Source organism: Pseudomonas sp. FP2335, from assembly GCF_030687535.1.
In the GTDB taxonomy this organism is placed as follows: Bacteria; Pseudomonadota; Gammaproteobacteria; order Pseudomonadales; family Pseudomonadaceae; genus Aquipseudomonas.
Map to the genome: position 1 here is coordinate 1,315,400 of NZ_CP117437.1, position 22,929 is coordinate 1,338,328.

General features: G+C 61.1%; 20 protein-coding genes. 7 read left to right on the forward strand and 13 right to left on the reverse strand.

Going from position 1 to position 22,929, the window contains the following annotated elements; genetic code table 11:
• The first annotated feature begins 2 nt into the window (after window positions 1–2).
• From PSH81_RS05695 to PSH81_RS05720, 6 genes are read left to right on the forward strand one after another with little or no spacing between them, the layout of a single operon-like run.
• Entirely contained in the window at window positions 3–704 is a 702-nt protein-coding gene (locus tag PSH81_RS05695) for an MtnX-like HAD-IB family phosphatase (RefSeq protein WP_192297332.1), read from the forward strand.
• Window positions 697–2,091 (forward strand): aspartate aminotransferase family protein, encoded by a 1,395-nt coding sequence (locus PSH81_RS05700; protein WP_192297331.1) that lies wholly within the window; start codon window positions 697–699, stop codon window positions 2,089–2,091. Before PSH81_RS05695 ends, PSH81_RS05700 begins: the two co-directional genes overlap by 8 nt.
• Window positions 2,088–3,026, forward strand: coding sequence for a carboxylesterase (locus PSH81_RS05705; RefSeq protein ID WP_305392145.1), 939 nt, complete (start codon window positions 2,088–2,090; stop codon window positions 3,024–3,026). The genes PSH81_RS05700 and PSH81_RS05705 overlap by 4 nt, the downstream gene beginning before the upstream one ends.
• A 31-nt stretch (window positions 3,027–3,057) precedes the next feature.
• Window positions 3,058–4,182, forward strand: coding sequence for a GNAT family N-acetyltransferase (locus PSH81_RS05710; protein WP_226455958.1), 1,125 nt, complete (start codon window positions 3,058–3,060; stop codon window positions 4,180–4,182).
• Window positions 4,182–5,954 carry an ATP-binding protein gene (locus PSH81_RS05715; RefSeq protein ID WP_226455957.1) on the forward strand — a complete coding sequence of 591 codons (1,773 nt, stop codon included), beginning with the start codon at window positions 4,182–4,184 and terminating at the stop codon, window positions 5,952–5,954. The genes PSH81_RS05710 and PSH81_RS05715 overlap by 1 nt, the downstream gene beginning before the upstream one ends.
• Entirely contained in the window at window positions 5,944–7,341 is a 1,398-nt protein-coding gene (locus PSH81_RS05720; protein ID WP_305392146.1) for a sigma-54 dependent transcriptional regulator, read from the forward strand. Before PSH81_RS05715 ends, PSH81_RS05720 begins: the two co-directional genes overlap by 11 nt.
• A 131-nt stretch (window positions 7,342–7,472) precedes the next feature.
• On the opposite strand, the gene PSH81_RS05725 is transcribed toward PSH81_RS05720, so the two are convergent.
• The 11 genes from PSH81_RS05725 to PSH81_RS05775 all read right to left on the reverse strand — a co-directional run bounded on the left by PSH81_RS05725 (window position 7,473) and on the right by PSH81_RS05775 (window position 19,949).
• The gene (locus tag PSH81_RS05725; RefSeq protein ID WP_226455955.1) at window positions 7,473–7,811 is read right to left on the reverse strand and encodes a GlpM family protein; all 339 of its coding nucleotides are present in this window, start codon (window positions 7,809–7,811) and stop codon (window positions 7,473–7,475) included.
• Window positions 7,811–9,091: a sigma-54 dependent transcriptional regulator gene (locus PSH81_RS05730; protein WP_305392753.1), complete on the reverse strand. Its 1,281-nt coding sequence runs from the start codon at window positions 9,089–9,091 to the stop codon at window positions 7,811–7,813. Before PSH81_RS05730 ends, PSH81_RS05725 begins: the two co-directional genes overlap by 1 nt.
• 53 nt (window positions 9,092–9,144) lie before the next feature.
• Window positions 9,145–11,046 (reverse strand): ATP-binding protein, encoded by a 1,902-nt coding sequence (locus PSH81_RS05735; protein WP_305392147.1) that lies wholly within the window; start codon window positions 11,044–11,046, stop codon window positions 9,145–9,147.
• Window positions 11,047–11,243: 197 nt separating this feature from the next.
• Entirely contained in the window at window positions 11,244–11,978 is a 735-nt protein-coding gene (locus PSH81_RS05740; protein ID WP_305392148.1) for an amino acid ABC transporter ATP-binding protein, read from the reverse strand.
• Window positions 11,975–12,646: an ABC transporter permease subunit gene (locus PSH81_RS05745; protein ID WP_192297318.1), complete on the reverse strand. Its 672-nt coding sequence runs from the start codon at window positions 12,644–12,646 to the stop codon at window positions 11,975–11,977. The genes PSH81_RS05740 and PSH81_RS05745 overlap by 4 nt, the downstream gene beginning before the upstream one ends.
• A complete protein-coding gene (locus PSH81_RS05750) occupies window positions 12,646–13,392 on the reverse strand; it encodes an amino acid ABC transporter permease (protein WP_192297317.1) in 747 nt (248 codons plus the stop codon). The genes PSH81_RS05745 and PSH81_RS05750 overlap by 1 nt, the downstream gene beginning before the upstream one ends.
• A 194-nt stretch (window positions 13,393–13,586) precedes the next feature.
• On the reverse strand, window positions 13,587–14,513 hold the full coding sequence (locus PSH81_RS05755; RefSeq protein WP_192297316.1) for a glutamate/aspartate ABC transporter substrate-binding protein: 927 nt from the start codon (window positions 14,511–14,513) through the stop codon (window positions 13,587–13,589).
• A 314-nt stretch (window positions 14,514–14,827) separates the two neighbouring features.
• Window positions 14,828–16,366, reverse strand: coding sequence for a glycerol-3-phosphate dehydrogenase (gene glpD / locus PSH81_RS05760; protein WP_226455952.1), 1,539 nt, complete (start codon window positions 16,364–16,366; stop codon window positions 14,828–14,830).
• A 302-nt stretch (window positions 16,367–16,668) separates the two neighbouring features.
• The gene (locus PSH81_RS05765; RefSeq protein ID WP_226455951.1) at window positions 16,669–17,424 is read right to left on the reverse strand and encodes a DeoR/GlpR family transcriptional regulator; all 756 of its coding nucleotides are present in this window, start codon (window positions 17,422–17,424) and stop codon (window positions 16,669–16,671) included.
• Window positions 17,425–17,507: 83 nt separating this feature from the next.
• Window positions 17,508–19,013, reverse strand: coding sequence for a glycerol kinase GlpK (gene glpK, locus PSH81_RS05770; protein WP_226455950.1), 1,506 nt, complete (start codon window positions 19,011–19,013; stop codon window positions 17,508–17,510).
• 78 nt (window positions 19,014–19,091) lie between these two features.
• Window positions 19,092–19,949, reverse strand: a complete 858-nt coding sequence (locus PSH81_RS05775; protein WP_192297312.1) for an MIP/aquaporin family protein — start codon at window positions 19,947–19,949, stop codon at window positions 19,092–19,094.
• A gap of 326 nt (window positions 19,950–20,275) precedes the next feature.
• Here PSH81_RS05775 and ybaK point away from each other — a divergent pair, with 326 nt between their 5' ends.
• Window positions 20,276–20,746, forward strand: a complete 471-nt coding sequence (gene ybaK / locus PSH81_RS05780) for a Cys-tRNA(Pro) deacylase (protein WP_226455949.1) — start codon at window positions 20,276–20,278, stop codon at window positions 20,744–20,746.
• A 136-nt stretch (window positions 20,747–20,882) separates the two neighbouring features.
• Here the strand turns inward: ybaK and PSH81_RS05785 are convergent, their stop codons facing one another.
• Both PSH81_RS05785 and argF read right to left on the reverse strand, forming a co-directional pair.
• On the reverse strand, window positions 20,883–21,992 hold the full coding sequence (locus PSH81_RS05785; RefSeq protein WP_226455948.1) for an ABC transporter ATP-binding protein: 1,110 nt from the start codon (window positions 21,990–21,992) through the stop codon (window positions 20,883–20,885).
• Entirely contained in the window at window positions 21,989–22,909 is a 921-nt protein-coding gene (gene argF / locus PSH81_RS05790) for an ornithine carbamoyltransferase (RefSeq protein ID WP_192297309.1), read from the reverse strand. Before argF ends, PSH81_RS05785 begins: the two co-directional genes overlap by 4 nt.
• Window positions 22,910–22,929: the final 20 nt, after the last annotated feature.

The window sequence follows — 22,929 nt, forward strand, 5'->3', positions numbered from 1 at the left end:
AGATGATCGACTGGCATATCGTGTGCGACTTCGATGGGACCATCACCCCCACCGATGTTATCGACAACGTCCTCCAACGCTTCGCCGGGCCCGAGTGGGAAACCATCGAACAGCAATGGCTGGACGGGCATATCGGTTCACGCGAATGCCTGAGCCGCCAACTGGCGTTGATCAAGGCCACCCCGACGGAACTGCTGGCGTACTTCGACAGCGTTGAGATTGACCCGGACTTCCCCGACTTCGTCGATCAGGTCATCGGCCTGGGCGCGTCCATCGAAGTGGTCAGTGACGGCATCGAACAAGGCATCGCGCGCATCCTGTCGCGCAACTACGTGACCTTGTTGCCGATCCTCGCCAACCGCCTGCGCCAGGTCGACCAGAACAGCTGGCGCATCGACTTCCCGTATTCCAGCGACGCCTGCCGCGCCGCCTCCGGCAACTGCAAGTGCAAATCCACGCCGCGCAACAAACGCGTGCTGGTGATCGGCGACGGCAAGTCCGACATGTGCGTGGCCTCCACCGCCGACTTCGTCTTTGCCAAGGGCAGCCTCGCCGACTACTGCGTCACCCACAACATTCCCCACGCGCGCTTCGACACCTTCGCCGAAGTCAGCGCCTTGCTGGCCCGACTGCCCCAGGGCAACGCCGCCAACGCCACCTCCTTTACTGCTGCCGACAACCAGGAACTCTTCCACCATGTCTGATATCCGCATCGCTACCGCCGAAGACCAGATCCTTCTGGATAAAGAAGCCAAGTATTGCTCCTACGGCGACACCGTCCACTACATCGAGCCGCCGCGTATTTTCAGCCGTTGCGAAGGCTCCTACGTGTGGGACACCGAAGACCAAGCCTACCTCGACCTGCAAATGTGGTACTCGGCGGTCAACTTCGGCTACGCCAACCCGCGCCTGAACAACGCGCTGAAACAGCAGATCGACACCCTGCCGCAAATCGCCAGCCAGTACCTGCACAAGGGCAAGATCGAGCTGTCGGAAATGATCGCGGTCGACGCCAAGAAGAAATTCGGCCTCGACGGTCGTGTGCACTTCAACGTCGGCGGTTCGCAGTCCATCGAAGACTCGTTGAAAGTGGTGCGTAACGCCACCAACGGCAAGAGCCTGATGTTCGCCTTCGAAGGCGGCTACCACGGGCGTACCCTCGGCGCCTCGTCGATCACCTCCAGCTACCGCTACCGTCGCCGCTACGGCCACTTCGGCGAGCGTGCGCAGTTCATTCCGTTCCCGTATCACTTCCGTGGCCCTAAAGGCATGACCAAGGAGGAATACGGCAGCCACTGCGTGCAGCAATTCGCACGCCTGTTCGAGACTGAATACAACGGCGTGTGGGACCCGAAAGTCGGTTCCAGCGAATACGCCGCGTTTTACGTCGAGCCGATCCAGGGCACCGGCGGCTACGTGATCCCGCCGATGAACTTCTACCGTGAGTTGAAGCACGTGCTGGACCAGCACGGCATCCTGATGGTCTCCGACGAGATTCAGATGGGCTTCTATCGCACCGGCAAACTGTGGTCGATCGAACACTTCGACGTGCAACCGGACGTGATCGTGTTCGGCAAGGCGCTGACCAACGGCCTCAACCCACTGGGCGGTATCTGGGCCCGTGAAGAGTTGATCAACCCGAAGATCTTCCCGCCAGGTTCGACCCACTCCACCTTCGCCTCCAACCCGTTGGGCACGGCGGTAGGCCTGGAAATGTTCAAGATGACCAACGAAGTCGACTACGGCGCGATGGTCATGGCCAAGGGCAAATACTTCCTCGAAGGCCTGCAGGACTTGCAGAAACGCTTCCCGATCATCGGCGACGTCGACGGCCTGGGCCTGGCCCTGCGCTGCGAGATCTGCGGCCCGGATGGTTTCACGCCGGACAAGGCGACCCTGGACTACATGGTCGAAGAAGGCATGAAAGGCGACATGATCGTGGACGGCCAGAAACTCGGGCTGATCCTCGACGTGGGCGGTTACTACAAAAACGTGATCACCCTGGCGCCGTCCCTGGAAATCAGCTACCCGGAAATCGACTTGGGCCTGAAGCTGCTGGAGCAACTGCTGGTGCGAGCGACCAAACGGTGAATACGCCTGAGATCGACCTCGGTGAAGGTACTGCCGGTTTCGTTCTCGGTGCAGGTCCGGTCGGGATCTTGTTGATCCACGGCCTGACCGGCACGCCGACGGAATTGCGCCAAGTCGCCAAGGGCCTGGCCAAGGCGGGCAATTGCACGGTGTACGTGCCCACCCTGGCCGGGCATTGCGGCGATAACAGCGACTTGCAGGCCACCGGCTGGCTGGACTGGTACGACGGCGTGCGCAAGACCTTCGCCCAGGTCAAGCAACGCCACGCCCAGGTGTTCGTCGGTGGCTTGTCCATGGGCGCGGTGATGTCGATGTACGTGGCCGCCGAGCATCCGGGGCAAGTGAGCGGGTTGCTGATGTATTCGACCACCTTGAGGTACGACGGCTGGAGCATCAACAAGCTGGCGTTCCTTACCCCGTTGCTGATGAAAATCCCGTTCGGCGTGCACATCTGCCGCTTCGAAGAGAAGCCGCCCTATGGCATCAAGAACGAACGCCTGCGGGCCATCGTTGAGCGGCAGATGAAGGAGGGCGAGAGCAGCGAGGCGGGCTTGTTGACCATGGAGGGCATCACCGTGCGCGAGTTGCACCGGATGAACGCAGTGGTCAAGAAACGCATGCCCGAGATCAACGTGCCGGCGCTGGTGTTGCATTCCATCGAGGACGACATCACCAGCCGCTGGAACGCGGATTATGTCGAGCGCCATCTGGGCGGGCCGGTGACCAAGATCCTGCTGGACAACTGCTACCACATGATCACCGTCGACCTGCAATACCGCCGGGTGATCGAGCTGAGCGCCGAGTTCGTCGACCAGCACGCTAGGCTCAAGCCAGGTCAGGTCAATGTGGGAGCTGGCTTGCCTGCGATGGCGGTGTTGACTGATCCACTGCTATCGCGGGCAAGCCCGCTCCCACAAAAAGCTGCACACAGTTGAATGGTGTTGGCCATAGCAATAAGGGAAAAATGTGATTACCGCCCAAGCCTTCCCCAGCATCCGGGCCCTCCAGCGCAGTGCCTGGAATGACTGTTTTCCCGGTGCTCTGGAGGACTGGGACTATTACGTCGCCGTGGAAAGCGCCGCCATCGCGGATTTCCAATGGCGGTACCTCGCGGTGTACGAAGATGGAACGCTGGTGGCCGTGGCCGCCGCGTTCATCACCCATTACCGCCTCGACACCACGGTGTCGGGCGCCGGCAAGCGTTTGACCGAACGCCTGGACCGACTGTGGCCGGGTCTTTTGCAGTTGGGCTTGTATGCCCTCGGTTCCCCGGTAGCCGAGCGCTGCGACGTCGGCTTCGCCAGCAGCGTGCCTGAATCGCGCCGCCCGCTGTTGCTCAAGCATCTGCTCGCCGCCGCACGCCAGGACGCCGATGAGTTCGGCATCGGCCTCGTAGCGGTCAAGGACGCGCCAAGCAACGATCCGCACTGGTCCGACAGCTGCCGCGCCGCCGGCTTCCAAAGCATGCCGAGCTTGCCCACGGGCGTGTTGCCGCTGCCCTATGGCTCGGTGGACGCCTACCTCGGTTCCCTGGGTAAATCCACGCGCAAGGACCTGCGCCGCAAACTGCGTGCACCGGGGCCGCGGGTCGAGTGGCGACGCAATATCGACGATGTGCTACCCGAGATCATGCGCCTGTACGAAGCTACGCTCACCCGCGCCGACTTGCAGTTCGAGCGCCTGCCCGCTGGCTACTTCACCGGTGTGCTGGAACGCCTTGGGGAGCGCGCGGTGTGTGTTCTTTACTGGGTGGATGACCACCTGGTGGCGTTCAACCTGATCCTGCTGGACGAGCACCGCCTGGTGGACAAGTTCTTCGGGCATGACGTTGAATTCAGCCGTGACTACAACCTGTACTTCCGCAGTTGGCTGACCAATGTCGACTACTGTATTGAACACAAGATTGCCGTCTACGAGTGCGGACAGGCCGGGTATGCCAGTAAGCTGCGCCTGGGCTGCGAGTTCCAGGGCAACAGCGTGTTTTTCCGGCACCGCAACCGGCTGGTCAACGGCCTGCTCAAGCTAGTAAAACTGTTTATTCGACCGGATCGTTCCGACCCTGCCATGGCTGCTGCGATAAGCGAAACCTGATGATCACCAAGACCCGCCAGAAAGCCCGCCCCTTTGCCATTTCACGCTGGAGCGTCCAGCGCAAGCTGGTGTTGGCGTTTTGGCTGGTCAGTGTGATCCCCACCATGATCGCGGCGGAGTTGGCCGCCACCACCTTGTCGCAGATTTTCGACAGCAACGTGCGGATCTGGCTGCAAGAGTCGACCCGTATCGTCAAGGACGAGATCGGCGACATCGTTCATGACAACGCGCGCATGGCCAAACTGTTCCTGCGCTACGCCAGTCCGCCGTCGGGCAAGCAAGCCGCCAAACACGACCGGCTGACCGCGGATATTGCCGACGCAACGGACATCGACGTGGTGGCGCTGATTCGCGTCAGCGACCACAAAATCATGTTCAGCACCGCGCCCGATGACATCGTCAAACAGATCAACCTGACCGGCAATGCGGTGCTGCAAACCGTGAGTGTGTCGGGTGTCGATACCGGCATCGTGGTCTCGACGTTCGAGACCAACAAGGACGGCGTCGATTACCTGCTGCTGGTGGCCACCTATCTGGACAGCAGTTTCCTCACCAGCGTGGCCGAAGTGCATTCCCTCGACCTGCGCCTGTACCTGGCCAACCCCAAGGGCTTCTCGGAGATTTTCTCGACCCAGCGTTTCCAGGATCATCCCTCGCGCATCCCCAGGGACGTCGAAGCGGCAATGCGCAGCACGCGCCAGCCCAGCGAGCAATTCACCAACAACTACAGTGGCTTGTACTGGCCGATCTTCAATGATGCCGGTGAGCTGCAAGGCGTTATCTTCAGCGGCCTGCTGCGCCACACCAGCCTGGTGGGGCTGGTGAACCAGAGCAATCTGTTCGTGCTGATCTTCCTGGTCAGTTCGGCGTTGTCTCTGGGCGCCGGGGTGTTGGTGTCACGGCGCCTGACCCAGCCGTTGCGTGACCTGTCCGAGGGGGTGAGTGCGGTGATCTGCGGTAACTACCAACACCGCGTGGCGGTCAGCGGTGGCGACGAACTGGCCCAGTTGAGCAGCACCTTCAACCACATGACCGAGCGCCTGGGCGAGTTGCATCACCTGGAAGCGCAACTGCGCCGGCGTGATCGCCTGCATGCCCTGGGTGAAGTCGCCATGGGCCTGGCCCACGAAATCCGCAACCCGTTGGGCATTATCAAGACTGCGACCCAACTGCTGCACCGGCGCGCTGACCTGGCGGAAACGGACAAGCGTCATCTGGAATATGTGGTCAGCGAAGTCAGCCGGATCAACGAACTGATCACCGAGTTTCTCGACTTCGCCAAACCCAACCCGCCGTTGCGCGTGTTGCAGGCGGCCCGCCCGCTGGTGGATGAAATCCTCGGCTTTTGCGCGCCGGAACTGGCCAGCCACAAGATCGATGTGCAGCTCGATGATCAGGCGCCGGGCGCGACGATTTATGCCGATGCCAAGCAGCTCAAGCAGGCCTGCCTCAACCTGATCCTCAATGCCATCGACGCGATGCCCGAAGGTGGGCGGTTGACCGTCGGTATTCGCACACTTGGAGACGGCACCACGCAAATCAGCATCGCCGACAGTGGCCAAGGCATTGCGCCCGAGATGATCGAGCGCATTTTCACGCCTTTCGTCACCACCAAGGCGTCGGGCACGGGCCTGGGGCTGGCCAAGGTCTACTCAATCATGGAAAGCCACGACGGCAGCATCGAATGCGTCAGCGAGGTCGATGCCGGCGCCACCTTCAGCCTGTATATTCCAGCGATTGACCAAGACGACGAGGACAACCATGACGTATAGCATTCTGGTGGTCGACGACGAACCCAAACTCTGCGATCTGCTGGCATCGGCCCTGGGCCAGAACGACATCCAGGTCTTCATTGCCGGTAACGGCCTGCACGCGCTCAAGGTGCTGGAGCAGGAAGACATCGACCTGGTGATCAGCGACTGGCGCATGCCCGGCATGGACGGCCCGGCGCTGCTGGCCGAGATCAAGGTGCGTTATCCCCAGGTGCCGGTGATCGTGATGACGGCCTACAGCACCGTGAAAAACGCCGTGCAATCGATGCGCAACGGCGCCTACGACTACATCGCCAAACCCTTCGATATTGATGAGCTGGACATCACGGTGGCCAAGGCCTTGCAGTTTCGCGACATCCTGCGTGACAACGCGCGCCTGCGCGCCGAGCTGGATGAACACGCCCAGTTCGACAGCCTGGTCGGCGACAGCCCGGCGTTTCGTAGCGTGTTGCAGGCGGTGGACGCGGTGCGTGACAGCACCGCGACGATCCTGCTCACCGGCGAGAGCGGCACTGGCAAGGAAATGGTCGCGCGGGCTATCCACAAGCATGGCAGCCGCGCCGACAAGCCGTTCGTGGCGGTCAACTGCGCGGCGATCCCCGAGGGGCTGCTGGAAAGCGAAATGTTCGGCCATCGCAAAGGCGCGTTTACCGGCGCGGTGTCGGACCGGATCGGACGCTTTCAGCAGGCCGATAAGGGCACGCTGTTTCTTGATGAAGTGGGCGACATGCCGCTGGCGTTGCAGGCCAAGATCCTGCGCGCGTTGCAGGAGCGGGTGATCGAGCCGGTAGGCGACCCCCGAGAGCGCAAGGTAGACGTGCGGGTAATCGCCGCCACCAACAAGAACCTGCTGGAGGCGGTGGCCAACAAGGAGTTTCGCGAAGACTTGTACTACCGCCTCAACGTGTTCCCGATTCCCTTGCCTGCCTTGCGCGAACGCGTGGAAGACATCGCGCCCCTGGCCCGGCACTTTGCCCACACCCTGAGTGCCACGGCCGGCAAGCGCATCACCGGCTTCAGCCCGGAGGCGTTGCAGGCGATGGCGGCGTATCACTGGCCGGGCAATATCCGTGAACTGCAAAACTGCGTGGAGCGCGCGACGATTGTGGCGGCCACGCCGGTGATCGAAGACATCGACCTGCCGGGGTATCTGTTTGCGTCGAAGCCGAGCGAGGGCGACGTGACGGCGATTCTCAGTGACGGGCCGGGGGTGCCGCAGGATCTGGATGCAGCGCTCGCGGAGGTGGAGAAGGCCTACATCCTGGCGGCGTTGCAGGAGAGTCATGGGGTGCAGGCTGCGGCGGCACAGCGGATCGGGATTTCGGAGAGGAGCTTCTGGTATCGCCTGAAAAAGCTGGGCATCCAGGTCGACAAGATCGTGCGCTGATCTTTCTGTCAGTCACTGATCCAAATGTGGGAGCGGGCTTGCTCGCGAATGCGGTGGTTCAGTTGGAATATCTTTGACTGACACACCGCTTTCGCGAGCAAGCCCGCTCCCACATTTTTAACCGAGTTGTGTCAGGTGTGCAGGCGTACCCAGACAGTGACCAGCACAGTCGCGGCCATCAGCCAGGCAACTGCCGCGACGGCCAACGAGGCTTCAAGCCGCAACCGATCCACCATCACATACAACGTCGCCAAATACACAAAGTACGGAATGATCGACCACATCCCGAACAGGATCGTGGTCTTCAAATCTTCCACCGAGCGGCCTTTGCCGACGATGTAGTGGGCGATCAGCGCAAAGGTCGGGAACAGCGGCACCAGGCCGGCGATGTAGTAGTTCCTGGTCTTGGCCAGCGCGGCCAGGATCAACACGACTGCCGCGCCAAGGGCGGCTTTGAGGAACAGGTCCATCAGTGGCTCAACCCGTATTTTTTGACCTTGTCGAACAGGGTGGTCTTGGCCATCCCCAGTTCCTGGCTGGCTTGCGTCAGGTTGCCGCCACTGCGTTGCAGGGCGTCGCTGAGCAGGTTGCGTTCGAAGGCTTCCACCGCTTCGGTAAAGGCCAGGCCCTGGCCGCTGCCGGCCACGCCGCTTTTCTTGAAGGCGGGCAGGCCGAGGGCGAAGCGTTCGGCGACGTTGCGCAGTTCGCGCACGTTGCCCGGCCAGTCGTGGCTCATCAGGCTCGACAGGGTCTGGTTGTCCAGCTCCGGCACCGCGCGGTCGAAGCGCAGGGACGACTGCTGCAGGAAGTGTTCGAACAATTGCAGGATGTCTTCGCGACGTTCGCGCAGGGGCGGCAGTTCCAGGGTGACCACGTTGAGGCGGTAGTACAGGTCGCTGCGGAACTGGCTGGCGCGGCTCAGTTCATCGAGGTCGGACTTGGTCGCGGCGATCACCCGGCAATCCACTGCCACGCTCTGGTTTGAACCCAGGCGTTCGAGGGTGCGTTCCTGCAACACCCGCAGCAGTTTGATTTGCAGGTTGATCGGCATGCTTTCCACTTCATCGAGGAACAGCGTGCCCTGGTGGGCGTGTTCGATCTTGCCGATACGGCGCTTGCCGGCGCCGGTAAACGCGTTGGCCTCGTGGCCGAAAATCTCGCTTTCGAACAGGTTCTCCGGCAGGCCGCCGCAGTTGAGGGCGACGAACTGGTGATCATGACGGCGGCTGAAATCATGCAGGCAGCGGGCGACCAGTTCCTTGCCGGTGCCGGTCTCGCCTTCGATCAGCACGTTGGCCGAGGTGTCGGCAACGTTGGCGATCAGCTCGCGCAGGTTCTGCATGGCCGGCGAGCGGCCGATGATGCGGCCTTCGAGGGAGTCGCGCTCGGCCAACTGGCGGCGCAACGCCCAGACTTCCCGCGCCAGCCCGCGTTGCTCCAGGGCTCGGCGGGCGACGTCGACCAGGCGTTCCGGGGAGAAGGGTTTCTCCATGAAATCGTAGGCACCGTTGCGCATCGCACCGACGGCCATGGAGATGTCGCCATGCCCGGTGATCAGCACCACCGGCAGGCTTTTATCCAGGGCCTTGAGGCGCGTGAGCAACTCCAGGCCGTCGATGCCCGGCAGGCGAATGTCGCTGATGACGATACCGGCAAAGTTCTCGTCGATGCGCTTGAGCGCTTCTTCGGCACTGCCCACGCCGATGCTGGGAATGTCTTCCAGCGACAGGGCCTGCTGGCAGCCGAGCAGTACATGGGGATCGTCTTCGACAATCAGGACGGTGAGGTCTGCGGGGTTGGTATTCATGTCGACTCAGCTGTTTGAGCACCCACCAGCGGCAGGCACAGGACAAAGGCAGTACCACCACCCACCGGATGCTCCACGGCAAGATTGCCGCCGGTGGCCGCGGCGAGGCTGGCGGACAGGGTCAAGCCCAGGCCCAGGCCTTGCTCGCCGGGTTTGGTGGTGAAGAACGGTTCGAACAGATGCTTGCGGGCCTCGGGGTCGATGCCGTGGCCGTTGTCACGCACATGCAGGCGGTATTTGCCCTCGCTGCTGCTGCCTTCCAGCCACAGTTCGGGGGCCGGCTGGGCTTGCATGGCGTCGACGGCGTTGCCGATCAGGTTGACCAGGATCTGCTCCAGGCGTGTCTGGTCGATCTGCAATTGGGCGTGGGCAAAATCGCGGTGCACGGTCAGCGGCAGGCTGTCCAGGCGTGGGCCGAGCACCTGGAACGCGGCGTCCACCGCCTTGTTCAGGCTGGCTTCGCCCTGATCGTCGCCGCGTCGGGCAAACGATCGCAGGCTGGCGGTGATGCGGCCCATGCGGTCGATCAGTTCGTTGATGGTTTGCAGGTTGGCGCTGGCGGTGTCCAGGGCGCCGCGTTCGAGGAAGCGCACAGTGTTGCCGGACAAGGTGCGCAGCGCGGCCAACGGTTGGTTCAGTTCGTGGGCGATGCTGGTGGACATCTGGCCGATGGCCGCCAGTTTGCCGGCCTGCACCAGTTCATCCTGGGCGCGGCGCAAAGTCTCTTCGGCCTGGCGTCGTTCGCGGATCTGGCCTTTGAGGCGTTCGTTGCTGGCGCGCAGGTCGGCGGTGCGTTCGGCGATCCTTCGTTCCAGCTGGCTATTGGCTTGCTGCAAGGCTTCGCGGGCGGCGAGGCGGGTGGCGATGACCTTGCGCCGCTCGTTCCAGGCAATCAGCAGGAATGCCACCAGGCCAAAGGCGACGGCTACCAGGATGCCCTGGTTGATCGCGGCGCGGCGCAGGTCGTTGAGCGGGGTGAGCAGGGTGAAGTTCCACGGGGTGTCGTTGAGCGGCCGGGTCTGCGCCAGGTAGCTGACTTCCTGCTCGTCGTTGACCACTTCACTGTTGGCCGGGAAGGTGAGCTTCTCGGCGCTTTCGTTCAGGCGCTCGCGGGCCAGGGGTTCCAGCTCGTTGAGCGTGGCCCAGTAATATTGCAGGCTGTGGGCCAGGCGGTCCTTGGTGTCATCGCTCAACGGACGCACGGCCTTGAGGCGGCGGGCCGGGTCGCTGGAGAGAATGATGATGCCGTTCTCGTCGCTCACGAAGGCTTCGAGCCGCGCGCGTTGCCAGCGTTCTTCGAGGGCTTCGAGGCGCACCTTGACCACGGCCACGCCGATGATCTTGCCGTGCTCTTCCAGGCCGTGGGCCAGGTAGTAGCCGGGTTCGCCGTTGGTGCTGCCGATGCCGTAGAAGCGCCCGGGCTGGCCACGCACGGCGTTCTGGAAATAGGCGCGGAAGGACAGGTCTTCACCCTGGTAACTGTCGGCATCGCGCCAGTTACTGGTGGCCAGCACACGGCCGGTGGTGTCCATCACATAGATGGCCCGGCTGCGACTGCGTCGGTTCAGGCCTTCGAGGTAATCGTTGACGGTCTTGCGGGTTTCCTGGTTCGGGTCGGCCAGCAGCTTGGAGACGCTGGACTCCAGCTCCAGGAGGCTGGGCAGGTAGGTGTATTTGCTCAGTTCGCTTTCGACGGTACGGGCATGCAGCTCCAACTGGCGCTCGCCGGTGTCGCTGAGGGTGCGGATGCCGTAGTAGTCACTGACCCAGAAGCCGATATAACCCAGGCCGACCATCAGGATGATGATCAGTGGCGGCAGGAACAGTTGGCGAATCAGACGAGGCTTCACGGCAAGTGATGGCGGCGCGGCGCGATATTGATTGGGGTCGCATTTCATCACAGATGCCTTGGGTCAACCAGCAGTGCGAGCAGGCTTCTGTAGTGAGCGGGCTTGCCCCGCGCTGGGGGGCGAAGCCGCCCCAAAACCAGGCACCCTAGTTCTATCTGGAGAAATACGGTGACTGGGTTAGGGCGGCTTCGCCCCCCAGCGCGGGGCAAGCCCGCTCACTACAAAAAGCCCGCGCGGCGTTGGTTTTAGTGTTGCAGGATTTTCTCAAGGAAGTGCTGCGCGCGTTCGGAGCGGGCGCTGATATCGCCGAAGAACTCTTCTTTCTGGCAGTCTTCGATGATCTTGCCGGCGTCCATGAAGATCACGCGGTCGGCCACTTTGCGGGCGAAGCCCATTTCGTGGGTCACGCACATCATGGTCATGCCTTCCTGGGCCAGTTGCACCATCACGTCGAGTACTTCGTTGACCATTTCCGGGTCGAGGGCCGAGGTCGGTTCGTCGAACAGCATGACGATCGGGTCCATGGCCAGCGCGCGGGCAATCGCCACACGTTGCTGCTGGCCGCCGGAGAGTTGGCCTGGGTGCTTGTGGGCGTGTGCCGACAGGCCGACGCGCTCAAGCAGCTGCAGGCCTTTCTTGGTGGCTTCTTCCTTGCTGCGGCCCAGCACCTTGATCTGCGCGATGGTCAGGTTTTCGGTGATGGTCAGGTGCGGGAACAGCTCGAAGTGCTGGAACACCATGCCCACTCGCGAACGCAGCTTCGGCAGGTCGGTCTTCGGGTCGGCGATGGAGGTGCCGTCCACGATGATGTCGCCCTTCTGGAACGGTTCCAGCGCGTTGACGCACTTGATCAGGGTGGATTTGCCCGAGCCGGATGGCCCGCACACCACGATCACTTCGCCTTTTTTAACCTCGGTGCTGCAATCGGTCAGCACCTGGAAGTCGCCATACCACTTGTTGATGTTCTTGATAGAGATCATACGGCAAACCTTTTTTGCAGACGCTTGACCAGCAGCGAGGCGGAAAAGCTGATGATGAAGTAGACGACACCGGCGAAGATCAGGAACTCATTGGAGCGGCCGATGATGTCGCCGTTGGAGCGGGCGGAGTTGAGGAAGTCCACCAGGCCCACGGTGTAGACCAGCGAAGTGTCCTGGAACAGGATGATCGACTGTTGCAGCAGCAACGGGGTCATCTTGCGGAACGCCTGGGGCAGGATGATCAGGCGCATGGTCTGGCCATAGGTCATGCCCATCGCTTGCGCCGCACCCATCTGACCCTTGGGGATCGACTGCACGCCGGCCCGCACGATTTCACAGAAGTACGCGGCTTCGAACATCATGAAGGCCACGACGCAGGAGGTGAACGCGCCGATCGGGGTGTCTTCGCCGGTGATCCAGCGCAGCACGAACGGCACCGCCAGGTAGAACCAGGTGATCACCAACAGCAACGGGATCGAACGGAAGTAGTTCACATAAGCGCCGGCCAGGCGCGACAGCAGCTTGCTGGACGACAGGCGCATCAACGCCAGGACCGTACCAAGGGCGATGCCGCCGACCACGCCCATGACCATCAACTTCAAGGTCATGACCATGCCGTTCCACAGGCCAGGGATGGCGGGGATGATGCCGCTGAAATCGAGTTCCATTATTTACCCCCCACGGAGATCAGGCCGGGCACCGCGACTTTCTTCTCGACCATGCGCATGAGCAGCATCAGGCTCATGTTCAGGGTGAAGTAGATCAGCGTAGCCAGGGTGAAGGCTTCAAACAGGTTGGCCGAGAACTCGGCGGTCTGCTTGGTTTGCGCCAGCAGTTCCATCAGGCCGATCAAGGACGCCACGGAGGAGTTCTTGAAGACGTTGAGGAATTCCGAGGTGAGCGGTGGAATGATGATCCGGTAGGCCTGGGGCAGCAGCACGTTCCAGTAGATCTGCGGCAGCTTGAAGCCCATGGCGCGCGCGGCGGATTCCTGGCCGCGTGGCAGCGCCTGGATACCGGTCCGCACTTGCTCGCACACCCGCGCTGCGGTGAACAGGCCCAGGCACACCACGACGCTCAGGTAGGCCGAGGTGGTCGGGTTGAGGTCTTGCTTGTACCAGTCCTGCAGGTTTTGCGGCAGCAGGTCGGGGATCAGGAAGTACCAGATGAACAGCTGCACCAGCAGCGGCACGTTACGAAACAGTTCCACGTAGCAGGTCGCGATGCCCGATACGATGCGGTTTGGCACGGTGCGCATGACCCCCAGAATGGAGCCCAGCAGCAAGGCGATAATCCATGCCACGACAGCGATGGCGATGGTCCAGCCCAAGCCGGCGATGTACCAGTCGAGATAAGTCTCGCCGCCCACGCCGGTGGACTTGAAGAACACGCCCCAGTCCCAGTTGTAATTCATTAGGGTCTCCCCTCGAAGTCGATCGATGTACAAGCACCCGCTTGGGGAAAATCCATTCCCGCCCGGCGGTGAACGCCAGGCACACAAGATCGGCTCGAAAACCGCCAGGTCGAGTGTTCCAAATAAAAGCCAGCAGGTAGTAACAGACGCCTGAGGGAGGGTTGGCTCCCTCAGGAGATAAGGTTAGTCAGGTTTTAGATCTTTACTTCCGGAGCCGGCTTGTCGGTCGGGTTCTTGATCAGTTCCTTGACCTTGTCGCTCATCGGGAAGTTGAGGTTCAGGCCTTTTGGTGGGATCGGGCTTTCGAACCACTTGGCGTAGATCTTGTTGATTTCGCCGGACTTGTACAGGCCGACGATGGCGTCATCCACGGCCTTTTTGAAGGCTGGGTCGTCTTTACGCACCATGCACGCGTAGGCTTCGAAAGACTGCGGAGTACCGGTGATGACCCAGTCGTCCGGCTTCTTGGCCTTGGCTTCTTCACCGGCCAGCAGTGCGTCGTCCATCATGAACGCTACGGCACGGCCGCTTTCCAGCATCTGGAAGGATTCGCCGTGGTCTTTGGCGGAGATGATGTTCATGCCCATCTGCTTGTCGGCGTTCATCGCCTTGATGATGCGCTCGGACGTGGTGCCGGCGGTGGTCACGACGTTCTTGCCTTTCAGGTCGGCAAAGTCGCTGTAGGACGGTTTGCCGTCCTTGTCTTTCTTGACCAGCAGGCGGGTGCCGATTTCAAACATGTTGATGGTGAAGTCAACTTGCTGGGCGCGTTCGGCGTTGTTGGTGGTGGAACCGCACTCGATATCGACGGTGCCGTTCTGAACCAATGGAATACGGGTCTGCGATGTGACCAGGTTGTATTTGGCCTGCAGATCGGGTTTGTTGAGGTCTTTCTTCAGGGCTTCGACGATGGCCAACTGAATGTCGTGGGAGTAGCCCACTGGCTTGCCCGAACCATCCGCGATGTAGGAAAACGGAATGGAACTGTCGCGGTGCCCGAGGGTGATGGTGCCGGAGTCGTTGATTTTTTTCAGCGTGCCGGTGAGTTCGGCGGCGAATACTGGAGTGCTGATCAGAGCAGCAGCGATAGCTGCGCCCAGGATATGGGGAACGATGCGCATCAATACTTCCTCGACATTTGTTTTTTTTATGAAGCCGGCTAGACGGCTCTCTTGTACAGCGAATGCCCGTAACGGCTCCTGAGGCGTCTCAGGCAATCGTCATGGAGTGTAGAGCATGAGTCGTGCCAGACCAGTACTTAAAGGTTAAGCAGTTGATTTATATGATGATTAAGTTTTGTTGGTAGCGAACTTTCTTACGTTTGGTCCGGCAAACCGAATAGCCATGGGGTTGGCGTTCGGAAAACCGAATGGCAAGGCAGGCATAAAAAAGCCCCTGGACCTCACGGCACAGGGGCTTTTGCGAGACTGAGCGGTCAGGCCGCTTCGATCTTGCCGCGATTGTGCTCAACCTTGGACAGGTAACGTTGCACGTTGGCTTGTTCTTCCGGTGTGGTGAACAGGCCAAGCTTGGTGCGACGCCACAATACGTCCTGGGATTGGGTCGCCCATTCTTCGGTGCACAGGTAGTCGACTTCGCGGGTGTACAGGCCACCACCCAGGTGTTCGCCCAGGTCGGCCAGCGACTGTACGCCTTCCAGCAGGCGCCAGGTGCGGCTGCCGTAGGTGGTGGACCAGCGACGTGCGATTTCGCTCGGTACCCATTCGAACTTCTGGCGAATCGCTTCGGCCAGCGCTTCTGGCGTGGTCATGTCTTCGCCGCCGGGCAGGCTGGCCTTGGCGGTCCAGCTCGGACGCATCTGGGTGAAGTACGGGGCCAGTTGCGCCATCGCCGATTCGGCGAGCTTGCGGTAGGTGGTCAGCTTGCCACCGAACACCGACAGGATCGGCGCCTCGCCTGTGCCGCCGGACAACGCCAGGGTGTAGTCGCGGGTGATGGCCGACGGGTTGTCCGACTCGTCGTTGCACAGCGGGCGCACACCGGAGTAGGTGTGGACGATGTCATCGCGGCTCAGCTGTTGCTTGAAGTGGGCGTTGACCACCTTGAGCATGTAGTCGGTTTCACCTTCGGTGATCGCAACTGCAGCCGGGTCGCCGGTGTATTCGCGGTCGGTGGTGCCGATGATGGTCAGGTGGTTGAGGTACGGAATGGTGAAGACGATGCGCTGGTCTTCGTTCTGCAGGATGTGCGCGTGGGCGCCTTCGTAGAGTTTCGGCACGATCAGGTGGCTGCCCTGGATCAGGCGGATGCCGTAGGGCGAATCCAGCTTCAGGTCATCCTTGATGAACTTGGCGACCCATGGGCCGGCTGCGTTCACCAGTGCACGGGCACGGATCGAGAACAGGCTGCCATCGGCGCGTTCCATGTTCATTTCCCACATGCCGTTGCTGCGGTGTGCGCTGATGCAACGGGTCTGGGTGTGGATGTGCGCGCCTTTTTCGCGGGCGGCCATGGCGTTGAGGACTACGAGGCGGGCGTCATCGACCCAGCAGTCGGAGTATTCGAAGCCTTTGGTGATTTCGCTTTTCAGCGGGCTGTCCGGGCCGAACTTGAGGCTTTTCGAACCTGCCAGCTTTTCACGCTTGCCGAGGTGATCGTAGAGGAACAGGCCCGCGCGAATCATCCAGGCCGGACGCAGGTGTGGGCGGTGCGGCAGCACGAAGCGCATTTGCTTGACGATATGCGGCGCCTTGGCCAGCAGCACTTCACGTTCGGCGAGGGCTTCGCGCACCAGGCGGAATTCGTAATGTTCGAGGTAGCGCAGGCCGCCGTGGATCAGCTTGCTGCTGGCGGAAGAGGTGTGGCTGGCCAGGTCGTCCTTTTCGCAAAGGAATACCGACAAACCGCGCCCGGCTGCGTCTGCTGCAATACCGACGCCATTGATCCCGCCGCCGATAACGGCCACGTCATAGACTTCGGCAAGCGGTGGGGCAGGCAAGGTGGAAGGGTTCATCGGCTGGCCTCGCGATTTTTATCTTGGAATTCGAACATTAATGTTCATTTGCGAAAATGGTAGCTGATAAACGCGCCCACAGCCACCCGACTTCGATTGAAAAAATTCATCGACGGGCTGGAGAGGGAAAAATTGTGAACATGAGCCAGATGCAGGCTTGGGGAGGTCGGTGTTGGATAGATCGCCTTCGCGAGCAAGCCCGCTCCCACATTCGACCGCATTCCTATGCTGGAACTCGGTCAAGTGTGGGAGCGGGCTTGCTCGCGAAGGTGGCGGCGCAGGCGCCGGAGAAGTCGAAGGTTTTAAACGACTTCCAGCCGCACCTTATGGTCATTCAACAATTGCACCAACGCCGGCACCGGCTGCTGATCGGTGACCAAACAATCCACCAGGCTGATTGGCCCCAGGCGAATCATGGCATTGCGCCCGAATTTGCTGGAGTCCGCCGCCAGGATCACCTGACGCGCATTGGCGATGATCGCCTGGGAAACCCGTACTTCCTGATAGTCAAAGTCCAGCAGGCTGCCGTCTTCATCGATGCCGCTGATGCCCACCAAGGCGAAATCCACCTTGAACTGGTTGATGAAATCCACACTGGCCTGACCCACCACGCCACCGTCACGGCGCACATTACCGCCGGTCAGCAGCACATCGAAGTCGTCCTTCGCGCTGAGCATGCTGGCGACGTTGAGGTTGTTGGTGATGATTTTCAGGTGGCTGTGGTTGAGCAGCGCACGGGCGATGGATTCGGTGGTGGTGCCGATATTGATGAACAACGAGGCGTGATCGGGGATCTGCGCGGCGATGGCTTCGCCGATGCGCTGTTTCTCGTCGCGCATCTGGTCGGCCCGCATGGCGTATGCGGTGTTTTCGACACTGGAGTCATAGGCCGCGCCGCCGTGGTAGCGGCGCAGCAGATTGGCGTCCGCCAGCTGGTTGATATCGCGGCGGATGGTTTGCGGGGTGACGACGAATAGCTGCGCCATTTCCTCGATGCTGACGTAGCCGCGTTCGCGGACCAGTTCGAGGATTTGTTGTTGGCGGGGAGGCAGATTCATTGGGCGTCCTTTGGGCTGCCATACAAAAGTGGCCCATGATGACGCAGGAATCTGCTCCCTGCCAGTTACAACCGGATGTTGGCTTATTCAGCGCCTTCGTGGGGCTCCCAGTCACGGGTGCGGCTGACCGCTTTTTGCCAGCCGGCGTAGAGCTTTTCTTTTTCCTTTTCTTCCAATTGCGGTTCGAATTCGCGCTCGATCACCGCCTTGCCGCGCAACTCGTCCAGGCTGCCCCAGAAGCCACACGCCAAGCCAGCCAGGTAGGCCGCACCGAGTGCGGTGGTTTCGCGCATTTGCGGGCGCTCGACCTGGGTACCGAGGATGTCGGCCTGGAATTGCATCAGGAAGTTGTTGGCAACCGCGCCGCCGTCCACGCGCAGGGCCTTGAGGCGTTCGCCCGAGTCCTGTTGCATGGCGTCGAGTACATCGCGCGTCTGGTAGGCAATCGACTCCAGGGCCGCACGAATGATGTGATCCACGCGTACGCCACGGGTCAGGCCGAACAGTGCGCCACGGGCGTACGGGTCCCAGTACGGCGCGCCCAGGCCGGTGAACGCAGGCACCAGATACACGCCGTTGCTGTCCTTGACCTTGCCGGCGAAGTATTCGGTGTCGTGGGCGTCATTGATGATTTTCAGCTCATCACGCAGCCACTGCACGGTGGAACCGCCGTTGAAGACTGCGCCTTCGAGGGCGTAGGCCACTTCGCCACGCGGACCGCAAGCGATGGTGGTGAGCATGCCGTGCTTGGATTTGACCGCCTTGTCGCCGGTGTTCATCAGCAGGAAGCAACCCGTGCCGTAGGTGTTCTTGGCCTGGCCGGCTTCGACGCACATCTGGCCGAACAGTGCGGCTTGCTGGTCACCGGCGATACCGCCGATGGCGATGCCGCTTTTGGTGCGGCCGTAGATTTCCGACGACGACTTAACTTCCGGCAGCATTTCCCGCGGAATGTCGAGGATCTCCAGCATCTTCGCATCCCACTCCAGGGTGTGGATGTTGAAGAGCATGGTGCGCGAGGCGTTGGTGTAGTCGGTGACGTGGGTCTTGCCGCCGGTAAATTTCCAGATCAGCCAGCTGTCGACGGTACCGAACAGCAGTTCGCCGTTGCGCGCGCGCTCGCGGCTGCCTTCGACGTTGTCGAGGATCCACTTGAGCTTGGTGCCGGAGAAGTACGGGTCGGTGACCAGGCCGGTGGTGTCGCTGATGTACTGCTCGTGGCCGTCGCGCTTGAGTTGCTGGCAGATCTCGGTGCTGCGGCGGCATTGCCAGACGATCGCGTTGTAGATCGGGCGGCCGGTCACCTTGTCCCACACCACGGTGGTTTCACGCTGGTTGGTGATGCCGATCGCGGCGACCTGATCATGGTGCAGGCCAGCCTGGGCCAGGGCTTCGACCATCACCGCGCTCTGGGTGGCGAAGATTTCCATCGGGTCATGCTCGACCCAGCCCGCTTGCGGGTAGTGCTGGGCGAATTCGCGCTGGGCGGTGCAGACCACGTTGGCGTCACGATCGAAGATGATCGCCCGCGAACTGGTGGTGCCTTGGTCAAGGGCGATGATGTAGTTCTTATTCTGAATGTCGGTCATGTCGAATGCCTTGGAAAATAAGAAGATCGGTAATCAGCCTGGGCCGCAAAAAGGGCAGGTGGGTCCAGGCTGGCGCTATCAGGAAATACGGGTCTTGCCGTTGACAGCCGTGTCAGGTGTTTCTTCAACTGCAGCAGGTGCGGCGCTCGGCAGATGGCGGGCAATCAGCCCGCGATAGGCCGCGGCGCCGAGGCATGCACCCACGATCGGGCCGAAAATCGGCACCAGGAAATAAGGAATGTCGCGGCCGCCGGTGAAGGCTATTTCACCCCAGCCAGCGAAAAAGGTCATCAGCTTGGGCCCCAGATCCCGCGCCGGGTTCATCGCGAAACCGGTCAGTGGGCCCATGGCGCTGCCGATCACCGCAATCAACAGGCCGATCAGCAGTGGGGCCAGCGGGCCGCGTGGCAGGCCGTTGTTGTCATCGGTCAAGGCCATGATCACGCCCATCAGGATCGCGGTGATGACCATTTCCACCAGGAACGCCTGGGCGGTGCTCAGCAGCGCATGGGGGTAGGTGGAGAACACCGAGGCCAATTCCAGGCTGGCTTGTGAGCCGCGCACCATATGGTGGGTTTGTTCGTAATCGAAAAACAGGTTGCTGTAGAGCGTGTACACCAAGGCCGCGGCGCAAAAGGCGCCGGCGATCTGGGCGAGGATGTAGAAGGGCAGTTTGCGCTTTTCGAAATCGGCGAAAATACACAGGGCGATACTCACCGCCGGGTTGAGGTGAGCCCCGGAAATACCGGCGCTCAGATAGATCGCCATGCTGACGCCGATCCCCCAGATAATGCTGATTTCCCACAAACCAAAGCTGGCACCCGCGACCTTGAGCGCAGCGACACACCCTGTACCGAAGAAGATCAGAAGCGCAGTGCCCAGGAATTCGGCCATGCATTGGCTCGAAAGTGAAGGCTGTTGAAGAGCAGTTGTCATGGAAAACCTCAGTTGTTGTTCTTGTCTGGCGCACGACCTCAACGGGGCGTTGCGCGATTTTCACCGTGGCAAGGATCCCCATCCCGGACACGGCTTACTGCTCGAATGTTGCAGGTCTATTCCTACAGTATTCGGAAACGAAAAAATATAGACAAGAATCACTGCTGTCAAAGGTCGAAAGTGAACCATTGGTCACTTTCAAACTATTGAGCTGGTGAATGATCATGCTTGTAACGTTGTGTGTGTTTGCCAAAGTGCGCGCAGTAGAGCGTTTTACGTGGGGTTGGCCTAGAATTGGCGATCTGTTTGCCACGCTTGGAGCCAGCATGACCCCTGCATTGGACCTGTTGAAAAAAGTTCGCGCCGAACATCACATCCACAGTTATGAACATGACCCCAAGGCCGCTTCCTATGGCCTGGAAGCCGCGGAAAAGTTGGGACTTGATCCGGCGCAGGTGTTCAAGACCTTGCTGGCCAGCAGCGAGAAGGGTGAATTGTTGGTGGCGGTGGTGCCGGTCGTCGGAAGTCTGGACCTGAAGGCCCTGGCGCAGGCGGCGGGGGTGAAAAAAGTCGAAATGGCCGACCCGGCGGCAGCGCAGCGCTCTACCGGGTACCTGCTGGGGGGGATCAGCCCGTTGGGGCAGAAGAAGCGTTTACGCACGTTTATCGATGAAACGGCGCAGCCGTTTGCGACGATTTTTGTCAGTGCGGGGAGGCGGGGGCTTGAAGTGGAACTGTCGGCGGCGGTGCTGGCGGAGCACACCCAGGCCAAATTCGCGCCGATTGGCCGGGCGTAAACCTACGCTGGGGTGTACCTGGATCAAAATGTGGGAGCGGGCTTGCTCGCGAATGCAGAGTTTCAGTCGATACAGTCATCACTGATAAGCCGCATTCGCGAGCAAGCCCGCTCCCACTTTTTTTGAGCCGGTGTCTTCAGGTGGCCGGGCTGTAGCGTCTTACGCCTGATTCGGATTGGGGAATCTGCGCCGCAACGCTGCCCGAAGCCTGGAACAGCACCAGATGTTCCGCCGCCACCCGAATCCCTACATCCGCGCCGATCTGATGGTCCGCATGGCTCGGGAAGATCGACTCCAGCTGCGCGCCCGTCGGCAGTTGCAGTCGGTACAAGGTCGACGCACCGAGAAACGTCTTGCCGACGATGCGCGCTTTCAACGCGCTGTCCGGCGCATACACGAGGTCATCCGGACGCAGCAGAACATCCACCGCGCCACCCGTTGGCCAGGTGTAGGCGCGATTGCCGCGCAGTTCACCCAGTTCGGTGCTGACCGACTCCGGCGTGCTCAATTGGCCGCGGATAAAATACCCCTGGCCGATAAAACTGGCGACGTACGGGGTCTGCGGCTCGTGATAGAGGTTGTAGGGGGTATCCCATTGCTCCAGGCGGCCTTCCTTGAATACACCGACCTGGTCGCTCACGGCGAACGCTTCTTCCTGGTCGTGGGTGACCAGAATCGCACTGGTGCCCCGGACCTTGAGGATGTCACGCACCTCATGGCTGAGCTTGCGCCGCAGTTCGCCGTCGAGGTTGGAGAAGGGTTCGTCGAGCAGCAGCAGTTGCGGCTCCGGCGCCAGTGCGCGGGCGAGGGCAACGCGTTGCTGCTGGCCGCCGGACAGCTCGTGGGGGAAGCGTTTGCCGAGGTTCTTCAGGTTGACCAGTTCCAGCAGTTCGGCGACCACGTGGTCTTTTTTCGGGTGCTTGCGGATGCCGAACGCGATGTTGTCCGCCACGCTGAGGTGGGGAAACAGTGCGTAGTCCTGGAACACCATACCGATACGACGTTTCTCCGGCGCCAGGGTGAAACCGGCGCTGGAGATCACTTCGCCGGCCAGGCTGATTTCACCTTCGTGCACCGGCTCGAAACCGGCTATCGCCCGCAGGGTGGTGGTCTTGCCGCAGCCCGAGGAGCCCAGCAGGCAGCCGATGTCACCGGCATTGAGGTGCAGGTTGAGGTTCTGCACCACCCGTTGATCTTGATAGCCGCATGCCAGATTGCGCAGGTTCAGCAGGAGTGGATGGCTCATGCGTGATGGTACGAAGGCGGGACGAGGAATTCGAGCAGGGCTTTCTGCGCGTGCAGGCGGTTTTCGGCCTGGTCCCAGGCGACGGAGCGCGAATCGTCAAGCAGGTCGAGGCTGATTTCTTCGCCACGGTGGGCTGGCAGGCAGTGCATGAACAACACGTCCGGCGCGGCCAGGTCGAGCAGGGCACGGGTGACCTGGAACGGCGCGAACAGCGCGAGGCGCTTGGCGGTTTCGTCTTCCTGGCCCATGGAGGTCCAGACGTCGGTGCTGACCAGGTGAGCGCCGATCACGGCATCCCGTGGGTCACGAACGACGGTGACGCGCTCACCTGCCTGTGCGAGGAAGCGTGCGTCAGGCTCGTAGCCTTCCGGGCAGGCAACGCGCAGTTGGAAGTCGAACTGGATCGCCGCTTCTATATAGCTGTTGCACATGTTGTTGCCGTCGCCGATCCAGGCCACGGTCTTGCCCTGGATCGAACCGCGATGCTCAAGGAAGGTTTGCATGTCGGCCAGCAACTGGCACGGGTGCAGGTCGTCGGACAGGCCGTTGATCACGGGCACGCGGGAGTTGGCGGCGAATTCGGTGAGGGTGCTATGGGCGAAGGTACGGATCATCACCGCATCAAGCATGCGCGACATGACGATCGCGCAATCGCTGATCGGCTCGCCACGGCCCAGTTGGGTGTCGCGCGGTGACAGGAAGATGGCTTGGCCACCCAGCTGGATCATGCCGGCTTCGAAGGACAGGCGGGTGCGGGTCGACGATTTCTCGAAGATCATCCCGAGAACGCGGTTTTTCAAAGGCTCGAACAGTACGCCGCGGTTACGCAGGTCTTTAAGCTCAATGCCTCGACGGATCACGCTGACCAGCTCTTCGGGCGTGCAATCCATCAGAGAGAGAAAGTGCCTTGCGCTCATCATTAACTACCTTTTTGCAA

Bases quoted from the DNA above. Each gene is read 5' to 3' on its own strand.
- PSH81_RS05755 (WP_192297316.1), bottom strand. From the start codon at position 14,513: ATGCGCATCGTTCCCCATATCCTGGGCGCAGCTATCGCTGCTGCTCTG.
- PSH81_RS05715 (WP_226455957.1), top strand. From the start codon at position 4,182: ATGATCACCAAGACCCGCCAGAAAGCCCGCCCCTTTGCCATTTCACGC.
- PSH81_RS05725 (WP_226455955.1), bottom strand. From the start codon at position 7,811: ATGGACCTGTTCCTCAAAGCCGCCCTTGGCGCGGCAGTCGTGTTGATC.
- argF (WP_192297309.1), bottom strand. From the start codon at position 22,909: ATGAGCGCAAGGCACTTTCTCTCTCTGATGGATTGCACGCCCGAAGAG.
- ybaK (WP_226455949.1), top strand. From the start codon at position 20,276: ATGACCCCTGCATTGGACCTGTTGAAAAAAGTTCGCGCCGAACATCAC.
- PSH81_RS05740 (WP_305392148.1), bottom strand. From the start codon at position 11,978: ATGATCTCTATCAAGAACATCAACAAGTGGTATGGCGACTTCCAGGTG.
- glpD (WP_226455952.1), bottom strand. From the start codon at position 16,366: ATGAACCCTTCCACCTTGCCTGCCCCACCGCTTGCCGAAGTCTATGAC.
- PSH81_RS05695 (WP_192297332.1), top strand. From the start codon at position 3: ATGATCGACTGGCATATCGTGTGCGACTTCGATGGGACCATCACCCCC.
- PSH81_RS05775 (WP_192297312.1), bottom strand. From the start codon at position 19,949: ATGACAACTGCTCTTCAACAGCCTTCACTTTCGAGCCAATGCATGGCC.
- PSH81_RS05785 (WP_226455948.1), bottom strand. From the start codon at position 21,992: ATGAGCCATCCACTCCTGCTGAACCTGCGCAATCTGGCATGCGGCTAT.
- PSH81_RS05750 (WP_192297317.1), bottom strand. From the start codon at position 13,392: ATGAATTACAACTGGGACTGGGGCGTGTTCTTCAAGTCCACCGGCGTG.
- PSH81_RS05735 (WP_305392147.1), bottom strand. From the start codon at position 11,046: ATGAAATGCGACCCCAATCAATATCGCGCCGCGCCGCCATCACTTGCC.
- PSH81_RS05745 (WP_192297318.1), bottom strand. From the start codon at position 12,646: ATGGAACTCGATTTCAGCGGCATCATCCCCGCCATCCCTGGCCTGTGG.
- PSH81_RS05765 (WP_226455951.1), bottom strand. From the start codon at position 17,424: ATGAATCTGCCTCCCCGCCAACAACAAATCCTCGAACTGGTCCGCGAA.
- PSH81_RS05720 (WP_305392146.1), top strand. From the start codon at position 5,944: ATGACGTATAGCATTCTGGTGGTCGACGACGAACCCAAACTCTGCGAT.
- glpK (WP_226455950.1), bottom strand. From the start codon at position 19,013: ATGACCGACATTCAGAATAAGAACTACATCATCGCCCTTGACCAAGGC.
- PSH81_RS05700 (WP_192297331.1), top strand. From the start codon at position 697: ATGTCTGATATCCGCATCGCTACCGCCGAAGACCAGATCCTTCTGGAT.